General features: G+C 38.7%; 13 protein-coding genes, 1 tRNA gene, 1 pseudogene and 1 CRISPR repeat array (1 of these 16 only partly in view). Of the genes and pseudogenes, 14 read left to right on the top strand and 1 reads right to left on the bottom strand.

What is annotated here, in order from left to right; translation table 11 throughout:
* Together NSQ84_RS01035 and NSQ84_RS01040 are read left to right on the top strand one after the other, a co-directional pair.
* Positions 1 to 7 (top strand) — tRNA-Gly (locus tag NSQ84_RS01035) (it extends 65 nt beyond the left edge of the window).
* Positions 8 to 516: 509 nt separating this feature from the next.
* Complete coding sequence (locus tag NSQ84_RS01040) at positions 517 to 735, top strand: 2-hydroxymuconate tautomerase family protein (RefSeq protein ID WP_066251730.1); 219 nt, start codon at positions 517 to 519, stop codon at positions 733 to 735.
* Positions 736 to 812: 77 nt separating this feature from the next.
* Here the strand turns inward: NSQ84_RS01040 and NSQ84_RS01045 are convergent, their stop codons facing one another.
* Positions 813 to 1,598, bottom strand: a complete 786-nt coding sequence (locus NSQ84_RS01045) for a MerR family transcriptional regulator (RefSeq protein WP_130158666.1) — start codon at positions 1,596 to 1,598, stop codon at positions 813 to 815.
* 304 nt (positions 1,599 to 1,902) lie between these two features.
* Here NSQ84_RS01045 and sigW point away from each other — a divergent pair, with 304 nt between their 5' ends.
* From sigW to NSQ84_RS01105, 12 genes and pseudogenes are all read left to right on the top strand, one after another.
* Positions 1,903 to 2,466, top strand: a complete 564-nt coding sequence (gene sigW / locus NSQ84_RS01050) for an RNA polymerase sigma factor SigW (protein ID WP_063388712.1) — start codon at positions 1,903 to 1,905, stop codon at positions 2,464 to 2,466.
* Positions 2,467 to 2,480: 14 nt separating this feature from the next.
* Positions 2,481 to 3,083 carry an anti-sigma factor gene (locus NSQ84_RS01055; protein WP_063388713.1) on the top strand — a complete coding sequence of 201 codons (603 nt, stop codon included), beginning with the start codon at positions 2,481 to 2,483 and terminating at the stop codon, positions 3,081 to 3,083.
* 156 nt (positions 3,084 to 3,239) lie between these two features.
* The gene (gene cdaA, locus NSQ84_RS01060; RefSeq protein ID WP_327856367.1) at positions 3,240 to 4,058 is read left to right on the top strand and encodes a diadenylate cyclase CdaA; all 819 of its coding nucleotides are present in this window, start codon (positions 3,240 to 3,242) and stop codon (positions 4,056 to 4,058) included.
* On the top strand, positions 4,051 to 5,409 hold the full coding sequence (locus tag NSQ84_RS01065) for a CdaR family protein (protein WP_130158665.1): 1,359 nt from the start codon (positions 4,051 to 4,053) through the stop codon (positions 5,407 to 5,409). The genes cdaA and NSQ84_RS01065 overlap by 8 nt, the downstream gene beginning before the upstream one ends.
* A 29-nt stretch (positions 5,410 to 5,438) precedes the next feature.
* On the top strand, positions 5,439 to 6,785 hold the full coding sequence (gene glmM / locus NSQ84_RS01070) for a phosphoglucosamine mutase (protein ID WP_063388716.1): 1,347 nt from the start codon (positions 5,439 to 5,441) through the stop codon (positions 6,783 to 6,785).
* 598 nt (positions 6,786 to 7,383) lie between these two features.
* Positions 7,384 to 9,186 (top strand): glutamine--fructose-6-phosphate transaminase (isomerizing), encoded by a 1,803-nt coding sequence (gene glmS / locus NSQ84_RS01075; protein ID WP_327848513.1) that lies wholly within the window; start codon positions 7,384 to 7,386, stop codon positions 9,184 to 9,186.
* A 1,163-nt stretch (positions 9,187 to 10,349) separates the two neighbouring features.
* A CRISPR array of direct repeats spans positions 10,350 to 10,717; the repeat unit is 30 nt; unit sequence GTTTCAATTCCTCATAGTTAAGATAAAAAC.
* A gap of 539 nt (positions 10,718 to 11,256) precedes the next feature.
* Positions 11,257 to 12,876: a hypothetical protein gene (locus tag NSQ84_RS01080; RefSeq protein ID WP_339212164.1), complete on the top strand. Its 1,620-nt coding sequence runs from the start codon at positions 11,257 to 11,259 to the stop codon at positions 12,874 to 12,876.
* A gap of 9 nt (positions 12,877 to 12,885) precedes the next feature.
* Positions 12,886 to 13,374 carry an SMI1/KNR4 family protein gene (locus NSQ84_RS01085; RefSeq protein ID WP_144598439.1) on the top strand — a complete coding sequence of 163 codons (489 nt, stop codon included), beginning with the start codon at positions 12,886 to 12,888 and terminating at the stop codon, positions 13,372 to 13,374.
* 158 nt (positions 13,375 to 13,532) lie between these two features.
* Positions 13,533 to 13,988 (top strand): annotated as a pseudogene (locus NSQ84_RS01090) (transposase); the annotation flags it as partial.
* A gap of 64 nt (positions 13,989 to 14,052) precedes the next feature.
* On the top strand, positions 14,053 to 14,340 hold the full coding sequence (locus NSQ84_RS01095; RefSeq protein ID WP_144598438.1) for a polymorphic toxin type 35 domain-containing protein: 288 nt from the start codon (positions 14,053 to 14,055) through the stop codon (positions 14,338 to 14,340).
* Between the two features lie 2 nt (positions 14,341 to 14,342).
* On the top strand, positions 14,343 to 14,777 hold the full coding sequence (locus tag NSQ84_RS01100; protein WP_339198336.1) for a hypothetical protein: 435 nt from the start codon (positions 14,343 to 14,345) through the stop codon (positions 14,775 to 14,777).
* Between the two features lie 144 nt (positions 14,778 to 14,921).
* Positions 14,922 to 16,772, top strand: a complete 1,851-nt coding sequence (locus tag NSQ84_RS01105; RefSeq protein WP_339212165.1) for an IS1182 family transposase — start codon at positions 14,922 to 14,924, stop codon at positions 16,770 to 16,772.
* Positions 16,773 to 16,981: the final 209 nt, after the last annotated feature.

Below are 16,981 nucleotides of genomic sequence, written 5' to 3' on the forward strand. Positions count from 1 at the left end.
TTCCGCTTTTAAATTCAATAGGGAAAATTTTATAAAATGAGATGAACTTAATTCCTGACAAGAAATTGTCAGGATTTTTTTATTTGAAATGTTACTAATCCTTCGATTATATCTAATCCTCGCTTTTGAATCTCAAAATAATGATATGTAAGAGCATTCTCCTTTTTAGTCCCATAACAGCCTTTTAAATTTGGATATACCATTGAAGGCGAATTGTATTTTTCCTTTTAGTATTGGTAATGCGGTTGTTCCGAAATGGAACCATGACCTAAATGATTTTTTGGTTGATTTTAAAAATTAGTCTCTTTTCCAGAAGATTGTTGCTGTAGAGGATGATTTGTGTAAAACATTTTGCATACAATGACTGCCCAGCAAAGGTTTTTACGGGTGTTGTGACGAAGTATATCGACAAACTTCTGTCTTGTTTCATTTTTTGAAATAGCACAGATCCGGATGAGGACGAATAAATTTCGACACCATTTATAAATTCAAATGGCTTAAAGGGGGTGTGATTCGATGCCTTTTATCAACGTAAAGCTGGCTAAAGGAAGAACCGCAGAACAGAAACAGCAGTTTACTGAGGCAATAACAAAAGCAGCAGCGCAAATACTAAACGTGAAAGAAGAATGGGTTACAGTAGTTTTCGATGAATATGAAAGAGATAATTGGGCTTCCGGCGGAACACTTCACTCGATAAAATTTGGGGAAGGTTTCGGGAAAATGGGAGCTGAATGAATATCCATCATCCTCTAATTCAAAGATAAAAAATGACCTCCCCAATTGGAAAAGGGGAGGTGGAGTTTTTTTATTTGCTAAAGTCGGTCAATATTTTCATCTTGGAGAAGCCCAGCTTTCATCGCATAATGTTCCATCACTTGCTGAAGCCACTCCTCTTCCTCCTGTGTAAATGGAGATGGCAATTTATTTTCAATAGTTTTAATTTCAGCTTCATCTAAATTCCCGATAGCACTAATTAATTCTTTTCCGATAAATTCTAATATTGTTTTCATATATTTTTCGACTAACGCTTCTACCTCAGGATCATCGACAGGTCTTCCTGCCAATCTTTTTGTTTCTTGGGATAATTGGATGTATTCTTTGTCAAGGGAGATCATTACCTCTTCAGGCTGATCAAAAAGCTTTTCAGCTACTTCTTTTGACGTATAATGTTCTAACCATTTGCGCTGTTCTTTTTCTGTTTGTATGCTCTGAATAAGACTCATTAAAACATTGCTATCCACTTCTTTTTCTTCTTCTAAAATCGTGAGAATTCGTTTAATGGCTTTGAGCACTTCTTCAATATGTTCCTTTCGTTCTTCAAGCGCTTCTTTTTGGAACTGTAAAGTTTCCTTTAAGTTTAAATCGAAGTTGGTTTCATTAATTAACTCTTTGATTTGTTCTAAACTGTATCCTAAAAATTTAAGACTGACTATTTTTTGAAGTGTCAATACATCATGAGCAGAGTATAATCGGTGTCCAGAACGAGGATTTTTTTTCGGTTTGAGCAGTCCAATTTGATCATAATAATGCAATGTTCGGATTGTTGTTCCCGTCTTTTTAGAAAATTCGCCAATCGTAAAGTAAGACTCTTCCTTCACTTTAACATCGCCCCCAAATTACTTATCTTTATAAACCTATTGTGATCATAATACCTAACGCGGCGTGAGGTGCAACCCCTCTGAAAAAATTTGTAATGTCATATTTCATTATGACAAGTTGGACGTTTCTTTATAAAAAGCCCAGAAATGGGAATAAGAAAGGTTTTTGCTACAAAAGGAAAAAATTTTTCTTGCAGATGAAAACATAAATTCCTAAAATTTGCTAGAATAGATTTATAAAAAAATGAAACCTTTGGGGAACGAATTCGTATCATGATGTACCCGCAACTGCGGAGGTAGAAAAATGGAAGAATTTATAAATAAAAAGATCAAACAAATTAAAAAAGGCGACCAAAATGCATTTGCAGAAGTTGTTGAATTATATAAAGATAAAATTTTTCAGCTTTGTTATCGAATGCTGGGAAACGTCCATGAAGCTGAGGACATAGCACAGGAAGCATTTATAAGAGTGTATATGAACATCCATTCATTTGATATGAACAAAAAATTTTCTACATGGATTTATCGGATTGCAACCAATTTATCGATTGATCGTATTCGGAAAAAGAAGCCGGACTATTATTTAGATGCAGAAGTTGCGGGGACTGATGGCTTAACAATGTACTCCCAAGTATCATCTGATATTGCAATGCCTGAAAAAGAAGTTGAAGCAATTGAACTGCAAGAAACGATTCAAAAAGAAATTTTAAAACTGCCGGATAAATATCGATCAGTCATCGTATTGAGATATATTGAGGAGCTATCCTTGCAAGAAATCGCAGAGATATTGGAACTTCCAGTCGGAACAGTTAAAACAAGAATACACCGGGGACGGGAGGCTTTACGCAAACAATTAAGGCATTTGTGATTGGGGTGAGTAAGATGAAATGTCCTAAGCATGTAGTGGAGATGATCCATAAGTATTTGGACGGGGATTTGCATGAGGATGAAGGCCGTGAGTTAAAAAAACACTTGCAATCTTGTGAGGATTGCAAGGCACATTATCAAGAATTGGAAAAAGCTGTAGCGTTTGTCAAGAGTATCTCACATGTTGAAGCACCGGCAGATTTTACGCAAAAGGTGTTAGAAAAACTGCCAAAAGAAAAGCGTACGGTCTCAACTAGACGCTGGTTCCGAAATCATCCTTTCTTTTCAGCCGCTGCACTATTTGTTATTCTAATGACTGGAAGTTTATTTGCTTCTTATGAAGAAAGCCAATTCAGCGTAACAAAGTATGATAATTTGGTTGTTGACAACCGTACTGTTATTGTGCCTGAAGGAGAAACGGTGAAAGGTGATATTACTGTTAAAAACGGTGATATTAAAATAGAAGGAAAAGTTGAAGGAAATGTAACGGTGATTAACGGAGACCAATATTTGGCTTCTGCCGGTCAAGTTACCGGAGAGGTTGAGGAAATAAACGAATTGTTTGAGTGGCTGTGGTATGAAGTAAAATCGACTCTGTCAGAGGTTTTTAAACAATAGGCCATCTTTAGTAGGATGGTCTATTTTTATGTTTAAGTGCATTTAGGAAAAGTTATGATATAATAAAGTGGAATTTTGATTAGAGAGATTTTCAAACCTAGAAGTTTGATTAGAATAGATCAATCGCGATTTGATGAACTATTGGAGGAAAACAATATGACCTTAGGGGATTTTTCTCTTTTGCATTACCTCATAGATGTCATTGATATTCTCCTCGTTTGGTTCGTTATCTATAAATTGATTATGGTGATTCGTGGAACGAAAGCTGTTCAGCTTTTAAAAGGAATTATCGTAATCATTATCGTTAGAGTGTTAAGCCAATATTTAGGCTTGAATACTTTGCAATGGTTAATGGACCAAGTGTTGATTTGGGGTTTTTTGGCTATCATCATTATTTTCCAGCCGGAGTTTCGCAGAGCCCTTGAGCAATTAGGAAGGGGGCGTCTATTTGCAAGGGCAGCTAGCCAGGAAGATGATGGGCAAACAAACATGACCGAAGCAATAGCAAAAGCTGTTGAGTATATGGCGAAAAGGAGAATCGGTGCTCTCATTTCGATTGAACGAAAAATAGGAATGGAGGATTATGTTGAGACCGGTATACCGCTAAATGCCCATATTTCTGCTGAACTATTAATTAATATTTTTATCCCCAATACCCCTTTACATGATGGTGCAGTTATTATACAAAAAGATCAAGTGTCCGCTGCTGCCTGTTATTTGCCGCTTTCCGAAAGCCCGTTTATATCAAAGGAGCTGGGCACACGCCATCGCGCTGCAGTGGGAATTAGTGAAGTAACCGATAGTATAACTATCATTGTTTCTGAAGAAACAGGAGGTATATCGATTGCCAAGGATGGTGAGCTGCATAGACATTTAACTCCAGAAACGTTAAAGGAGATGCTCTTTGCTGAGTTTAACCGTACGAAAGCTGCTTCCTCTAGCCGCTGGCAATGGAGGGTGAAAAAGAATGGATAAATTAATGAATAGCAACTGGTTTATGCGCATCATTGCATTGTTGCTAGCGCTCATGCTATATGCTTCAGTGAATATAGAATCGCCTGCTTCGAATAATGAAGAAAAATACAATATATTTCAGTCGCCATCCACAACCGAAACAGCTACAATTACAGATGTGCCCGTAAACGTATACTATGACGACCGTGCATTTGTTGTCACCGGTATTCCCCAAACCGTCACCGTTACGATTGAAGGGCCCAAAAGTATTGTCACTACGACAAAACAAGTCAAGGACTTTGAAATTTTTGCAGATTTAACGGATTTATCCGTTGGCACACACAGTGTCCGTTTGAAACATAAAAACTTGTCTGACCAATTGGAGGTTGACATTGATCCGGCTGTCATTACAGTAGGTATTCATGAAAAGGTATCTGAAAATTTTCCGGTTGAAGTGGATGTTATTAATAAAAACAAAATGAAGGAAGGCTACATTGCGGAGCGTCCGATTGTTAAACCGGACAGTGTAAAAATTACAGGCGCAAAAGAGCATATTGATGCTGTAGCTGTTGTGAAAGCAACAGTAAGTTTGGAAGGTGCTGATGGAACAGTTGTACAGAAGTCAAAAGTGGCAGTATACGATGCAAATGGGAACATCCTGCCTGTTACAATCGAACCGTCAGCGGTTACCGTAACAGTGCCGGTAGAAAGCCCAACGAAATCGAAATCTGTACCCTTAAAAATCAAAACAACAGGAAAGCTTTCTGATGGACTGAGCATATCATCGATTCAATCGATCCCTAGCCAAGTGACAATTTATGGTCCAAAGGATGTGCTAGAGCAAATAGAGTCTATTGATGATGTATCTGTCGACTTAAGCAAAATCAAAGAAAATGCGACAGTTGAAGCTGATGTTCCTGCTCCGGATGGAGTGACAAACGTTGTCCCGAATAAAGTTCAAATTAAAATAGATATTGAAAAACGAGAAGAAAAGACGTTTAAACAGGTGCCGATCAAAGTCATCGGTTTAGGAAACGATCAGGAAATTGAATTTATTGATCCGGACACAGGAAAGCTGGATGTTGTTGTGCGAGGAAAAGACAGTGTTTTGAAAAACGTAAAAGAATCTGATATCGAATTGTATGTGAATGTTGCGGGGTTAGATGAAGGAGAACATGAAGTAAATGTGGAGGCCAAAAACCGTTACAACCTCTCGACAGTTTTATCGAGTGAAAAAGTGAAGATTCGCTTATCCAATAAAGAAAACTCGTTGGAAGAAGCAGATAATGAAAGAAGAAATCAAATAGAAGAAAATAACGATTCAGTTGAACCATCTGAACAGAAAAAGTCTGCTGAAGAAGCTTCAAATTAAGTGATATTTTTTAAAAGGAGCGATGATTCATGGGAAAATATTTCGGTACAGACGGAGTAAGAGGAGTTGCCAACAGTGAACTCACTCCTGAATTAGCGTTTAAAATAGGACGCTTTGGCGGGTACGTGTTAACAAAAGATAAAAATAGACCAAAAGTGTTGATTGGCCGGGATACCCGCATTTCAGGTCATATGCTTGAGGGTGCTTTAGTTGCCGGGCTTCTTTCCATTGGCGCCGAGGTAATGAGGCTTGGAGTCATTAGCACACCAGGTGTTGCTTATTTGACAAAGGCATTAGGAGCCGAAGCAGGCATCATGATCTCCGCTTCGCATAATCCTGTTCAAGATAACGGAATAAAATTTTTTGGCCCTGATGGTTTTAAGCTTTCCGATGAACAAGAAGAAGAAATTGAAGCGCTGCTCGATCAAGAAGAAGATAACCTTCCTAGACCGACCGGCTCTGATCTGGGGCAAGTGAGCGATTATTTTGAAGGCGTACAAAAATACTTGCAATATTTAAAACAGACGGTTGACGAAGAGTTCACTGGTTTACATATCGCTTTGGACTGTGCGCACGGAGCCACATCATCACTAGCTACACATCTTTTTGCCGACTTGGATGCAGATGTTTCGACAATCGGTGCATCTCCAAATGGTCTGAATATTAACGATGGGGTTGGGTCTACTCATCCAGAAACGTTAGCGGAATTTGTGAAAGAAAAAGAAGCAGATATAGGTTTAGCGTTTGACGGTGATGGGGACCGTTTGATTGCCATTGATGAGAACGGAAAAATTGTTGATGGGGATCAAATTATGTTTATTTGCGCCAAATATTTAAAAGAGCAGGGAATGCTGAACGGGGACACTGTTGTATCGACAGTTATGAGCAACCTAGGCTTTTATAAAGCTTTGGAGGCAAATGGACTAAAAAGCGTTCAAACCGCTGTCGGCGATCGCTATGTTGTCGAAGCGATGAAGAAAAACAACTACAATTTAGGTGGAGAGCAATCCGGACATATTATTTTTCTTGACTACAATACGACGGGTGACGGTCTTTTAACAGCGATTCAGCTTGTCAACATAATGAAGACAAAAGGCAAAAAGCTTTCTGAACTTGCGAGTGAAATGAAAAAATTCCCGCAGCTTTTGATCAATGTAAAGGTGCAGGACAAGCAGGCTGTCATGGAAAATGAAAAAGTAAAAGCTGTTATAGAAGAAGTAGAAAAAGAAATGAACGGAAATGGAAGAATTCTCGTACGTCCTTCCGGAACAGAACCGCTCGTTCGTGTAATGGCCGAAGCGCCGACGGAAGATGAATGCCAGCGGTACGTGAAAAAAATTGTGGAAGTCATCAAAGCGGAAATGGGCGTTGAATGATGAAGAGACGGGGGCTGTCCGGTAAGTCTCTAAAATAAATAAGTGGAGAAAAACGCATTGTTTTTCTCCACTTGCTTTTATTTTTCGATTTTTATCTGAAAGTAGCTGGCGGATGCCGGCTACTTTCAGGAGGTTGTGGGGAGGCAAGCTCCCTTTCTTTATTGAATATTCATTGTATCGAGAAAACGCTTGAAATCATATAATACAATATGGAAAGACAGAAATGAATTGACGAACTGCTTTTCCATATTGTAATATATAAATTGTTTTAGCACATTCTAGAATAGAAAGGTGGGCAGTTAGAAAATTTTTTATTGTAAAGCGCCTGGACTAAGCAGGAGCGGACATCTGCTTAGTTGACGAGGAGGAGGTTTATCGAAGTTTCGGCGGATGCCTCCCGGTTGCCTTCCCGTACAGCCGTAAAGTCACGTCTTAAAACAAAGAGGCGACTCTTTGCACAAAAAGACTGTGACATAACGGGATACATTTTACAAAACATGTGTGAGGGGACAGAGAAGCTTTGATGGCTGGAAAGAGATCTGTCCCCAGTTGTTCAGGCTTCTTTTGTCCCCTTTAAATGGGGAGGAAACTAAAGACTATGTGCGGAATTGTAGGATATATCGGACAACAAGACTGCAAGGAAATTTTATTGCGCGGTTTGGAAAAATTAGAATACAGAGGCTACGACTCTGCAGGTATTGCAGTATTAAACGGAGAAGGAACATATGTATTTAAAGAAAAAGGACGCATTGCGGAGCTTCGTGAAGGTGTGGACAGAAGTGTTTCAGCTTCCATCGGAATTGGCCACACACGGTGGGCTACTCATGGAGCGCCTAGCAAAGAAAATGCGCATCCTCACCAAAGTGCATCCAAACGCTTTACACTTGTGCATAACGGTGTCATTGAAAACTATTTGCAAGTAAAGCGTGAGTATTTACAAAATGTTGAATTAAAAAGTGAAACGGATACGGAAGTTATTGTTCAAACAATTGAACAATTTGTCAACAAAGGTTTAAGTGTCGAAGAAGCATTTCGCCAAACATTATCCTTGTTGAAGGGATCTTATGCGATCGCTCTATTAGATGAAAATGACCGAGACGTGATCTATGTTGCGAAAAACAAAAGCCCTCTTCTTGTGGGACTTGGCGGAGACTTTAATGTTGTTGCTTCAGACGCCATGGCAATGCTGCAAGTAACAAATCAATTTGTCGAATTAATGGATAAAGAAATCGTTATTGTCACTCGTGATCAAGTGACAATCAAAAATTTAAACGGGGACGTAATAGAACGCGCTCCATATACTGCTGAACTTGATGCAAGCGACATTGAAAAAGGAACATACCCTCACTACATGTTGAAAGAAATTGATGAACAACCGCTTGTTATACGTAAAATTATTCAAAAATATCAAGACGAACACGATCAATTAAAAATTGATCAAGAAATTGTTCAAGCTGTTCATGAAGCGGACCGCATTTATATTATAGCGTGCGGAACGAGCTATCACGCAGGGCTTGTAGGAAAGCAATTAATCGAAAAATGGGCAAAAGTGCCGACAGAAGTGCACGTTGCCAGTGAATTTTCATACAATATGCCGCTTTTATCAAATAATCCGCTGTTTATTTTCATTTCACAAAGCGGAGAAACGGCAGACAGCCGTGCGGTGCTTGTTCAAGTGAAGGAGCTTGGACACAAAGCATTAACTATAACGAATGTTCCGGGTTCAACTCTTTCCCGTGAGGCGGACTATACGCTGCTGCTTCATGCCGGACCTGAAATTGCGGTTGCGTCTACAAAAGCATATACAGCACAAATTGCGGTTCTTGCCATTTTAGCAGCTGTTGCAGCTGAAACAAAAGGAATCAAGCTTGATTTTAACCTATTGCAAGAACTTGCCATTATTTCGAATGCAATGGAAACACTATGCGGCCAAAAGGATGAAATGGAACAAATTGCTCGAGACTATCTTTTGACAGCTCGAAACTGCTTCTTTATCGGCCGTGCCGTTGACTATTACGTCTGCTTGGAAGGCGCGCTCAAATTAAAAGAAATTTCCTACATTCAAGCGGAAGGATTTGCCGGCGGCGAGTTAAAGCATGGAACCATTGCGTTAATTGAGAACGGAACACCGGTCATTGCTTTATCAACCCAAGAGCATGTAAACTTAAGCATTCGCGGAAATGTAAAAGAAGTTGTTGCCCGCGGTGCATATCCATGCGTTATTTCCATGAAAGGACTTGAAGAAGATGATGACCGTTTCATCTTGCCAAAAGTTCATGAAGATCTAACTCCGCTTGTTGCCGTCATTCCAATGCAGCTCATTGCATACTACGCTGCCCTTCACCGCGGCTGCGACGTCGACAAACCACGCAACCTAGCCAAAAGCGTAACAGTCGAATAAAGCAATTGGGCAGTGGATATGTGGCTTTGAATAAAGTCATACCGTTTATAAAAAATTGCACAGTTTTACCCCTTTAGATTATGATTGTCTAAAGGGGTGTTTTTATGTCCAAAAGAAGAACATCTAAAGCTGATTAAAGTAGATCGTGGCTCAGGTATAGGTTTTGATATTGGCACTGGTTAAACATTCAAGAGATCGCTCTGCTCGTTTAAAGGGAATTAAAACGAATAACAGCACAGATTTAGAACGAAACCACTTTTATTTAACTGAATATTCTGATTTTCATCATTGATATTGGAGAACAGTTTCCTTTATTACCGTTGGAAGAAACAATTGTCATTTCCAATTGTAGTGCCCGGATTAAGCGATAAACCGTTTCCCATCCAGTAATTCCGTCTTCAGTCACTTCATTAAAACCAGCTCTACCGCCATAGGTTTTATTCAGTCATCTTTGAACCTCTAAAACTCTTTCATCCATTCTCCTTTTCTCCTTTCTTTTCTATTAACTTACAATTCAATCTTATTTTGTTTAGAAAAGAGAAAAATATAGTAAAAATCTTTAAAAAGTCAGGAAAAAGTAAACAATTCATTAAATCTTTTTTACGGTGATTTATAAAATTTTTGTAAAGTTATTACTAGCTCAAAAAGTTTAGTTTGTTTTCTGCAAGAAAAAAATACAGAGTGTTGCAGTATATCTTTATCAAAATTTTGAATAAATATACATATATGTATGTGATCTATCCATCAAGGGCTTGACATGGATTCTCTAACGAGAAGCGTGCTTAAATGAAATGTCAGAGAAACAACGTGAAATGTTGATTTATAGGGTGATAACTTCAAAGAAGGATTTTGAATAGTGGAACATATAAAAGATTGATCAAAGATGCAAATATCGAATATAAGTAAGCAATCCGAAGATTTTTCCGAGGCTCTTCCGTCAGACTTTCTTTTTCTTCTGCCTAAAATCTCTATAATCCCTTTATCGATGAGATCTCAGACTTTGTTGGTCTTTTTCCTGTGGTGTTTCTCACGGTATAGAATCGACATTTGAAAATAAGTATTGCAAAAGAATGTTGAGACTTAAGGATCTAAATGTAACTAACGTTTAAATCCCTCATTTCAAAAGTGGAACGAATACTTCTTCTATTAATTATTCATGTAAGGTTTCAATTCCTCATAGTTAAGATAAAAACACTAACCATACAAGCTGACCAAATTGCGACGAAGGTGTTTCAATTCCTCATAGTTAAGATAAAAACTAAATTGACCGGAGATCAAGCGCGCAAGGTTGCTCGGTTTCAATTCCTCATAGTTAAGATAAAAACGGACGCTTGCCGTTTTTCAAACAGCCTCCTCCTTTTCAAGTTTCAATTCCTCATAGTTAAGATAAAAACCGTATATGTTGCCGATGACTTCTGTTTCAACATCTGATGTTTCAATTCCTCATAGTTAAGATAAAAACCTAGGAACAGCCCTAGCGCCGGCGTGGTGAGAACTCGGTGTTTCAATTCCTCATAGTTAAGATAAAAACCCCAAAAAACGTTGTTAAATAAGCATTTCATTTTTAATGCTTGACTGGTTATTTTTATTTTAACGAAAAGGGGAATTTTTATCAAACCTTTGATTTGCTTGGGCTCAATAAAGATTTGAAAGAGTCGTCGATCCCCGGGGATTTTTGCACGATTGGGGGTCGACGACTCTTTTTTATTTCCGTTTAAAACAGATTTCAAAGTTTGCCTGCCGACAATGAAATCCATGTTGTATCAACCATTTTACCTGACCCATCTGTTTTAATAAAGTAAACATCCGGCTCATTCCCTTCTCATTCAATTGAAGGAAGAGTGAGACCATATTTAACATTTCATTCTGGGAAAATTGGTTTAGGTCTATTCGATCGGTTCCTACGATCTAAAATAAGAACATGATCTGAAAAACGAATGGTATTTTTTACTTAAAATTCCCTTTTTTTCTTTCAATTTACCAAAACTTCCATTATTCTCTTATATAATGAAACAGACAGCTATTCCACATATTGGAATCCATTTCGTTTCAATCGGAGGCATGAAGGCAGTGGATGTCAAGTATATCCCTTCTGAATGGGAAAAGACGAAGAAAGGTATTGGCGATCTGGTCGGTCTCGGTGTATGGGGCAAAGGCATGATTGATAAATTAAAAGATCTAAACGATCTTCTCGAAGACGTTCAAGCAGACATCGCCAAATATGACACAGACGGTGTCATCTCTTTCACCCACACAGACCGAAAAAAACAATATCAACTATTATATGAAGATTATCTCGTCTTGCACCGCTTTAGCAGCCGTGTCGGAGAGATTGTTGACCGCACCATCGATGATCCGTTTTATCAAGAGATCGATGCTTTTGTGGAAGCGATGCACAACTTATCCATATCAAAGATCAAAACGAAAAATCACATTGGCGCCAAAAAAACGGTCGTCACTCCCGGAGCATACGGCACACAACAAACAATCGATGTGCCGAAAGCGGAAGTTGGACTGGAAGATCTGTTCAGCGAAAGGAACTACTATGCCAGGCTGATGGAACAGGAATACGCTTCATGGAAAGAACCGAGACCTAAAGCAAATTTTTCGAAACAGGAATATATACAGAAAGCATTGAATTCCCAAGCTTTCCAGTATGAATCGATCAAAGACGGGCAGATGAACAAAGAGTTTTGGGGGCAAATAACGGCACTGGCTGTCATAGTAGGCACTTCTTTCATTTGTCCGCCAGCAGGGATGGCATTTGGGGCAGCTTATGGTACACTAGAATTAAGTTCAGCCGTTTCCGGAAAAGACTGGATTTCAGGGAGAGAGTTGAAAACAGACGAACGAGTATTTCGTGGTGTCCTTTCTCCACTGGATATCGTCCCTGGTGTAAAGGGGCTTTCTAAATTCAGCAGCGTCGCCCGGTTCGCACCTCTTCTAGAAGCAATGGATCCCAAGCTATTTACAAGCTTGAAAGCTGGCTTGCACCAGAAATCACAACGTGCCTGCGACCTGGTTGTCCATGCGGAAAACAGCATATTGGCCCGCATCAGGAGTGCCAAGGCATGGACGAAAGAAATGCCGCAGCATTTAAAAACCGGTGCGAGAAAAGGTTCGTTGCAAGTCGGTCGGTTCGTAGACAACGCCGCAACAAACTTAAGACACCTCCTGCCAAGCCGGCAAATGGGATTGGCCATAGAAGGGGTTGGGAATGTTAAGGTTCCGGTGGAGAATAAGATTCAAGCTTGGTTAAGTAAGATGGATGGGATAAATGTAGGCGGAAGTAAAGCAGGCAACGATGGCGTTGAACTTGGCACTAAGGGTACGGGTAATGTTAGACCGTATGATGTCGTACCGTATCGTCCAAGCAATGCACCACTAGAAAATCACCATGGTATATTAGATGTCTGGGCTAAGCATAATGTACCAAACTATGTAAGTAGAGGTGCTGATACCCCTACAGTTGCTTTGACAAAAGCACAACATGATGTCACAAAAGCAGTATATAGACAATGGTTATACGAAAAAACCGGTAAAAACGTTGGAGGAAAAGTAGATTGGAAAACAGTTTCGCCGAGAGAAATGCAACAATTAACAGAGAGAATGTTCGATGCTGCTGGTGTTCCCCAGTCTGCTAGAAGAGGGTATTATCGTGCATTTCATCAATATATTTATCGGGAGTAGTGAAGAAAAATGAGGATTGAGAATTTAATTAATAAAATAAAAAGTTTAGGGGATTGTGTAGTTTATCCTCCAGCTGGTATTCCAAATGTGAGTACATCGCATATTTTACCTGATGATGTGTATAAGTTTTATGAGTTATGTGGGGGGGCGCTTTTATTTGAAAAGGCTGATTATTCCATTTTAATAGTCCCTCCTCAGGATTTTCAGTTAGCTAACCCTATTATTGTAGGGGAGTTATGTGAAGAAGATATTTCATCCGATTGGTATATCTGTGCAACGGATAGAAATGGAGAGTACATTACGATTGATTTGAATCCGGGTAGGCTCGGTAGGTGCTATGACAGCTTTTATGATAGGCATGGGGTGGTAGGAGAGTGTTCTATTATAGCGACTTCTTTTACCGATTTATTAGAACGATTGATAGAAAATAGAGGTAGACATTGGTACTGGCTACAAGAAGATTTTATACCGTTAGGTGATGCTTACGATGATTTTTAAAGCCATTTTTGAGAAAGGATGCTTCTCAGGATTCCTCCCCGGATTTAAAAAATTATATAAGGTATTTAACAATAAATTGAAAACCTTGACTGGCTATATGCCTTTCAAGGTTCTTTTTATTATTAATGGTTTCACTTAACAAGCAGGAAATGGCATTGGTCGAAGGAGAACTAAGAAAATTAATGAAATTACTCGATTACCAACTGGAGACAATGCCGGGGATTGATGTAGTGACAGCATCCGCCTTGGTTGCCGAGATTGGAGATATTCAGCGTTTTCCAAATGCCAATAAACTTGCTCGTTATGCGGGAATTGCGCCTGTGCATTTTGGCTCTGGAGGAAAAGGAAAAGACCACAAAAGCAAACAAGGCAATCGAACGTTACATGCGTTATTTTATCAATTAGCGATACAACAAATACAAGTGGCAAAAGAAAGTAAAAAGCCAAGAAATCCTATATTTTATGAATACTACCAACGCAAGCGAAAGGAAGGCAAAACAAAAGGACAAGCGTTGGTTTGTATCATGAGAATGCTGGTAAATATTATTTATGGCATGATGAAGAATAAAACCGCTTATCAATTGCCGAATATAACAGAGCGAAAGGTAATTTAATAGGTGGTCTTTTTTTATAATAGCTTTTAAGATTACTACATAGGGTACGGGTAAAGTTAAGCTATTGCCTTCTTCTAAAGTACATGATGCAATAGGGAAACTTAACAGTAATCAGATAAAGCATATTATAAATGGAAGTAAAAAATCTAATCATCAATGGGAAAAACTTGTGCCTGATAAGAATTGGGGGAAAATAAAAGAAATTATCATCGATGTAATACATAATGGTGCAGATATACCTTATAAATCTGTTTCTTCTAGAGTTAAAATGGTTAATGGACAATTGGTACAGGTGACATACAAAAAACTACCTGATGGAACAATAAGAATATCTGATGCGTGGGTGAAATAACTATGAAGGAAAAGATAAAGCAATTAATAACATCGGGTGATTTTCAAAAAGCAAAAGAATATATTGAGAATGAAGATAGAAATACTTTAGAGCAAGTTGTTCTTGAATTAGGATTTGATGAAGAGAGTATAAGTGCTTATTCATTTGTCTGTTATTTGATAAATAATAATGAGACTGCATATTATCATTACTTAGCTTCAGAGTTATTAAGTACTGCATTGTGCCATTTACCAGACGCTTACGCAAGTGCATTATACCATGCTAAAAGAGCAGTTGAATTAAGCCCTGAAGATGTTAGCTTGAAAGAACATTTGTTGTTATTCCATGACATTCCAGAAAAGTTAATTAGTAAAGAAGAAGCTAAAGCAATTGCTCAAGAAATATTAAAGATAATGCCAAATAGCGAAGCTGCAAAAAAAGTGTTACACAATGCATAAATTTAAAGGGGCTGTCCAAAAAGTCAGGGTAACTGACTTTTTGGAGCCCCTCATTTTTTCACTTTTTAAAAAAAATGCACAAAAAAATCGTCCTTTCTAGTAAAATGAAGTTACCACACAACATTACAGAAAGGACGATTTTTTATGAGCAATCAAATGATTACTCGTGAAAATTATAACACACAAATGACACTTCCTCTAGATGGAAAAGAAGAAAAAACTCCTGCCAAAAGAAATTTAGCCCCTACTTTCAAACCATATGACAACCGTCAAGTTCAAATGATTTATGATATTGAATCTCTTATACCCGAACATCACGTGGCACGTGTCGTGGACGAAATGGTGGAGGCGATACCAGATAAACAATTGTTTTCTCATTATAAAGGCGGCGGCAGAAGTTCCTATCATCCCAAAATGATGCTGAAAATCATTCTGTATGCTTATTCTCAAAAGGTTTATTCCTGCCGAGGAATCGAAAAACTCGTTAAAGAAAATATTCCTGCCATGTGGCTTTCAGCGATGCAACAACCAGATTTTCGCACCATTAATGAGTTCCGAGGGGAACGGATGAAAGCTTTCATGGATGAGCTCTTTGAAGTCATGATTCTCAAATTGATAAAAGAACATTACATCACGATGGAAAACTACTTTTTGGATGGCACTAAGATCGAAGCCAATGCCAATAAGTATTCTTTTGTGTGGAAAAAATCCACTTTGAAATTCGAAGAGAAATTAAAAGAAAAAATCCAAGAAACACTAAAGCACATTCATGAATTAACCCAATTAGAAGCCGGAACAGGGCAAAAGGAAAGCGATCAACATACAGAGATCACCGAACAAAACATGGAGGAAATCGCAAAAGAAATAGAAGAAAAAGTTGAAACGCTAACGGAAGAAATCGAAAAGGAGACCGATACATCCATTCGGAAAGAGAAGCGAAAAAAACGCAGTCAATTAAAGAAATCGGTGAAACAAATTCGTGAAGATTTCCTGCCCCGAATGGCAAGATACAAGGAACAAAAGGAAATGTTCGGTGACCGTAACAGCTACTCGAAAACAGACAAAGACGCAACCTTCATGCGCATGAAAGAAGACCATATGAAAAACGGTCAGCTCAAGCCCGGATACAACGTGCAAATGGGGACAGAGAATCAGTTTATCTTGTTTTATACCATTCATCAACGACCGACCGATACACGTTGCTTTATCCCACATATGGAGAAGCTAGCCTCCAGTTCATTACCGATGCCCAAAACGGTCATTGCGGATGCAGGCTATGGTAGTGAAGAAAACTATGTATATGCAGTTGGTGATGAGAAAGAGCCCCGTTTTGAGTTTCTAATTCCTTATGGGAGCTATGTAAAAGAACAAACACGTACATACAAAAAAGACATTAAAAATGCCAAAAACTGGACCTATTGTGAAGAGGATGATTGTTTTATTTGCCCGAATGGAAGGAGAGTAACGTTTAAAAAATACCAAAACAAAAAGAATCCATCTGGCTATGAACAAAGCTTCAAAATATACGAATGTGAAGATTGTACCGATTGCCCATTGAAAGCGAAATGCACAAAAGCGAAGGGAAATCGTCAAGTTCACTGGAATCCCATCTTCGAAGAAATGAAAGCAAAGGCCAAAACAGCCCTTGAATGTGAAGAGAAAGCCGCCATCTACGCTCGACGCAAAGTCGAGGCAGAAAGTGTGTTCGGTCACATCAAGGGCAATCGGTCGTTCCGCAGATTTTCTTTGCGGGGCCTCGACAAGGTACATGTTGAGTTTGGGATTGTGGCATTAGCCCACAACATACTGAAAGTAGCCGGCATCCGCCAGCTACTTTCAGATAAAAATCGAAAAAATATAAAAGCAAGTGGAGAGAAACGAATTGTTTTTCTCCACTTGCTTCATTTTAGGGACTTATCGGACAGCCCCTTTTTTATAGGGTGTGTAGTGCCGAATAACTCCCTTTGTAGTACAACATATACAAATAACCCTTGAAACTCCTGCATGATAATTTTTAGAATTGCCTTGTACGCACAGGATGAGTTTGAAAAAGATGTCCAATTTTATAATTTTCATCAACAATAAACAGCTGAAAAATCATCAGTTACTACCGTTTTTATCTCCCAAAAGCTTACCTTCGCTTTCTCCTTGCCTTTTGAAATTTTTTTTCGCAACTTTTCCTCCCTTTATTCCGATTACTATAG

This window comes from Aeribacillus sp. FSL K6-3256 (assembly GCF_037965805.1).
Classification (GTDB): domain Bacteria; phylum Bacillota; class Bacilli; order Bacillales; family Aeribacillaceae; genus Aeribacillus; species Aeribacillus composti.

Excerpts from the sequence above, each read along its gene's own strand:
- NSQ84_RS01055 (WP_063388713.1), top strand. The coding sequence starts at position 2,481 with ATGAAATGTCCTAAGCATGTAGTGGAGATGATCCATAAGTATTTGGAC.
- NSQ84_RS01100 (WP_339198336.1), top strand. The coding sequence starts at position 14,343 with ATGAAGGAAAAGATAAAGCAATTAATAACATCGGGTGATTTTCAAAAA.
- sigW (WP_063388712.1), top strand. The coding sequence starts at position 1,903 with ATGGAAGAATTTATAAATAAAAAGATCAAACAAATTAAAAAAGGCGAC.
- glmM (WP_063388716.1), top strand. The coding sequence starts at position 5,439 with ATGGGAAAATATTTCGGTACAGACGGAGTAAGAGGAGTTGCCAACAGT.
- NSQ84_RS01065 (WP_130158665.1), top strand. The coding sequence starts at position 4,051 with ATGGATAAATTAATGAATAGCAACTGGTTTATGCGCATCATTGCATTG.
- NSQ84_RS01085 (WP_144598439.1), top strand. The coding sequence starts at position 12,886 with ATGAGGATTGAGAATTTAATTAATAAAATAAAAAGTTTAGGGGATTGT.
- glmS (WP_327848513.1), top strand. The coding sequence starts at position 7,384 with ATGTGCGGAATTGTAGGATATATCGGACAACAAGACTGCAAGGAAATT.
- NSQ84_RS01105 (WP_339212165.1), top strand. The coding sequence starts at position 14,922 with ATGAGCAATCAAATGATTACTCGTGAAAATTATAACACACAAATGACA.
- NSQ84_RS01040 (WP_066251730.1), top strand. The coding sequence starts at position 517 with ATGCCTTTTATCAACGTAAAGCTGGCTAAAGGAAGAACCGCAGAACAG.
- cdaA (WP_327856367.1), top strand. The coding sequence starts at position 3,240 with ATGACCTTAGGGGATTTTTCTCTTTTGCATTACCTCATAGATGTCATT.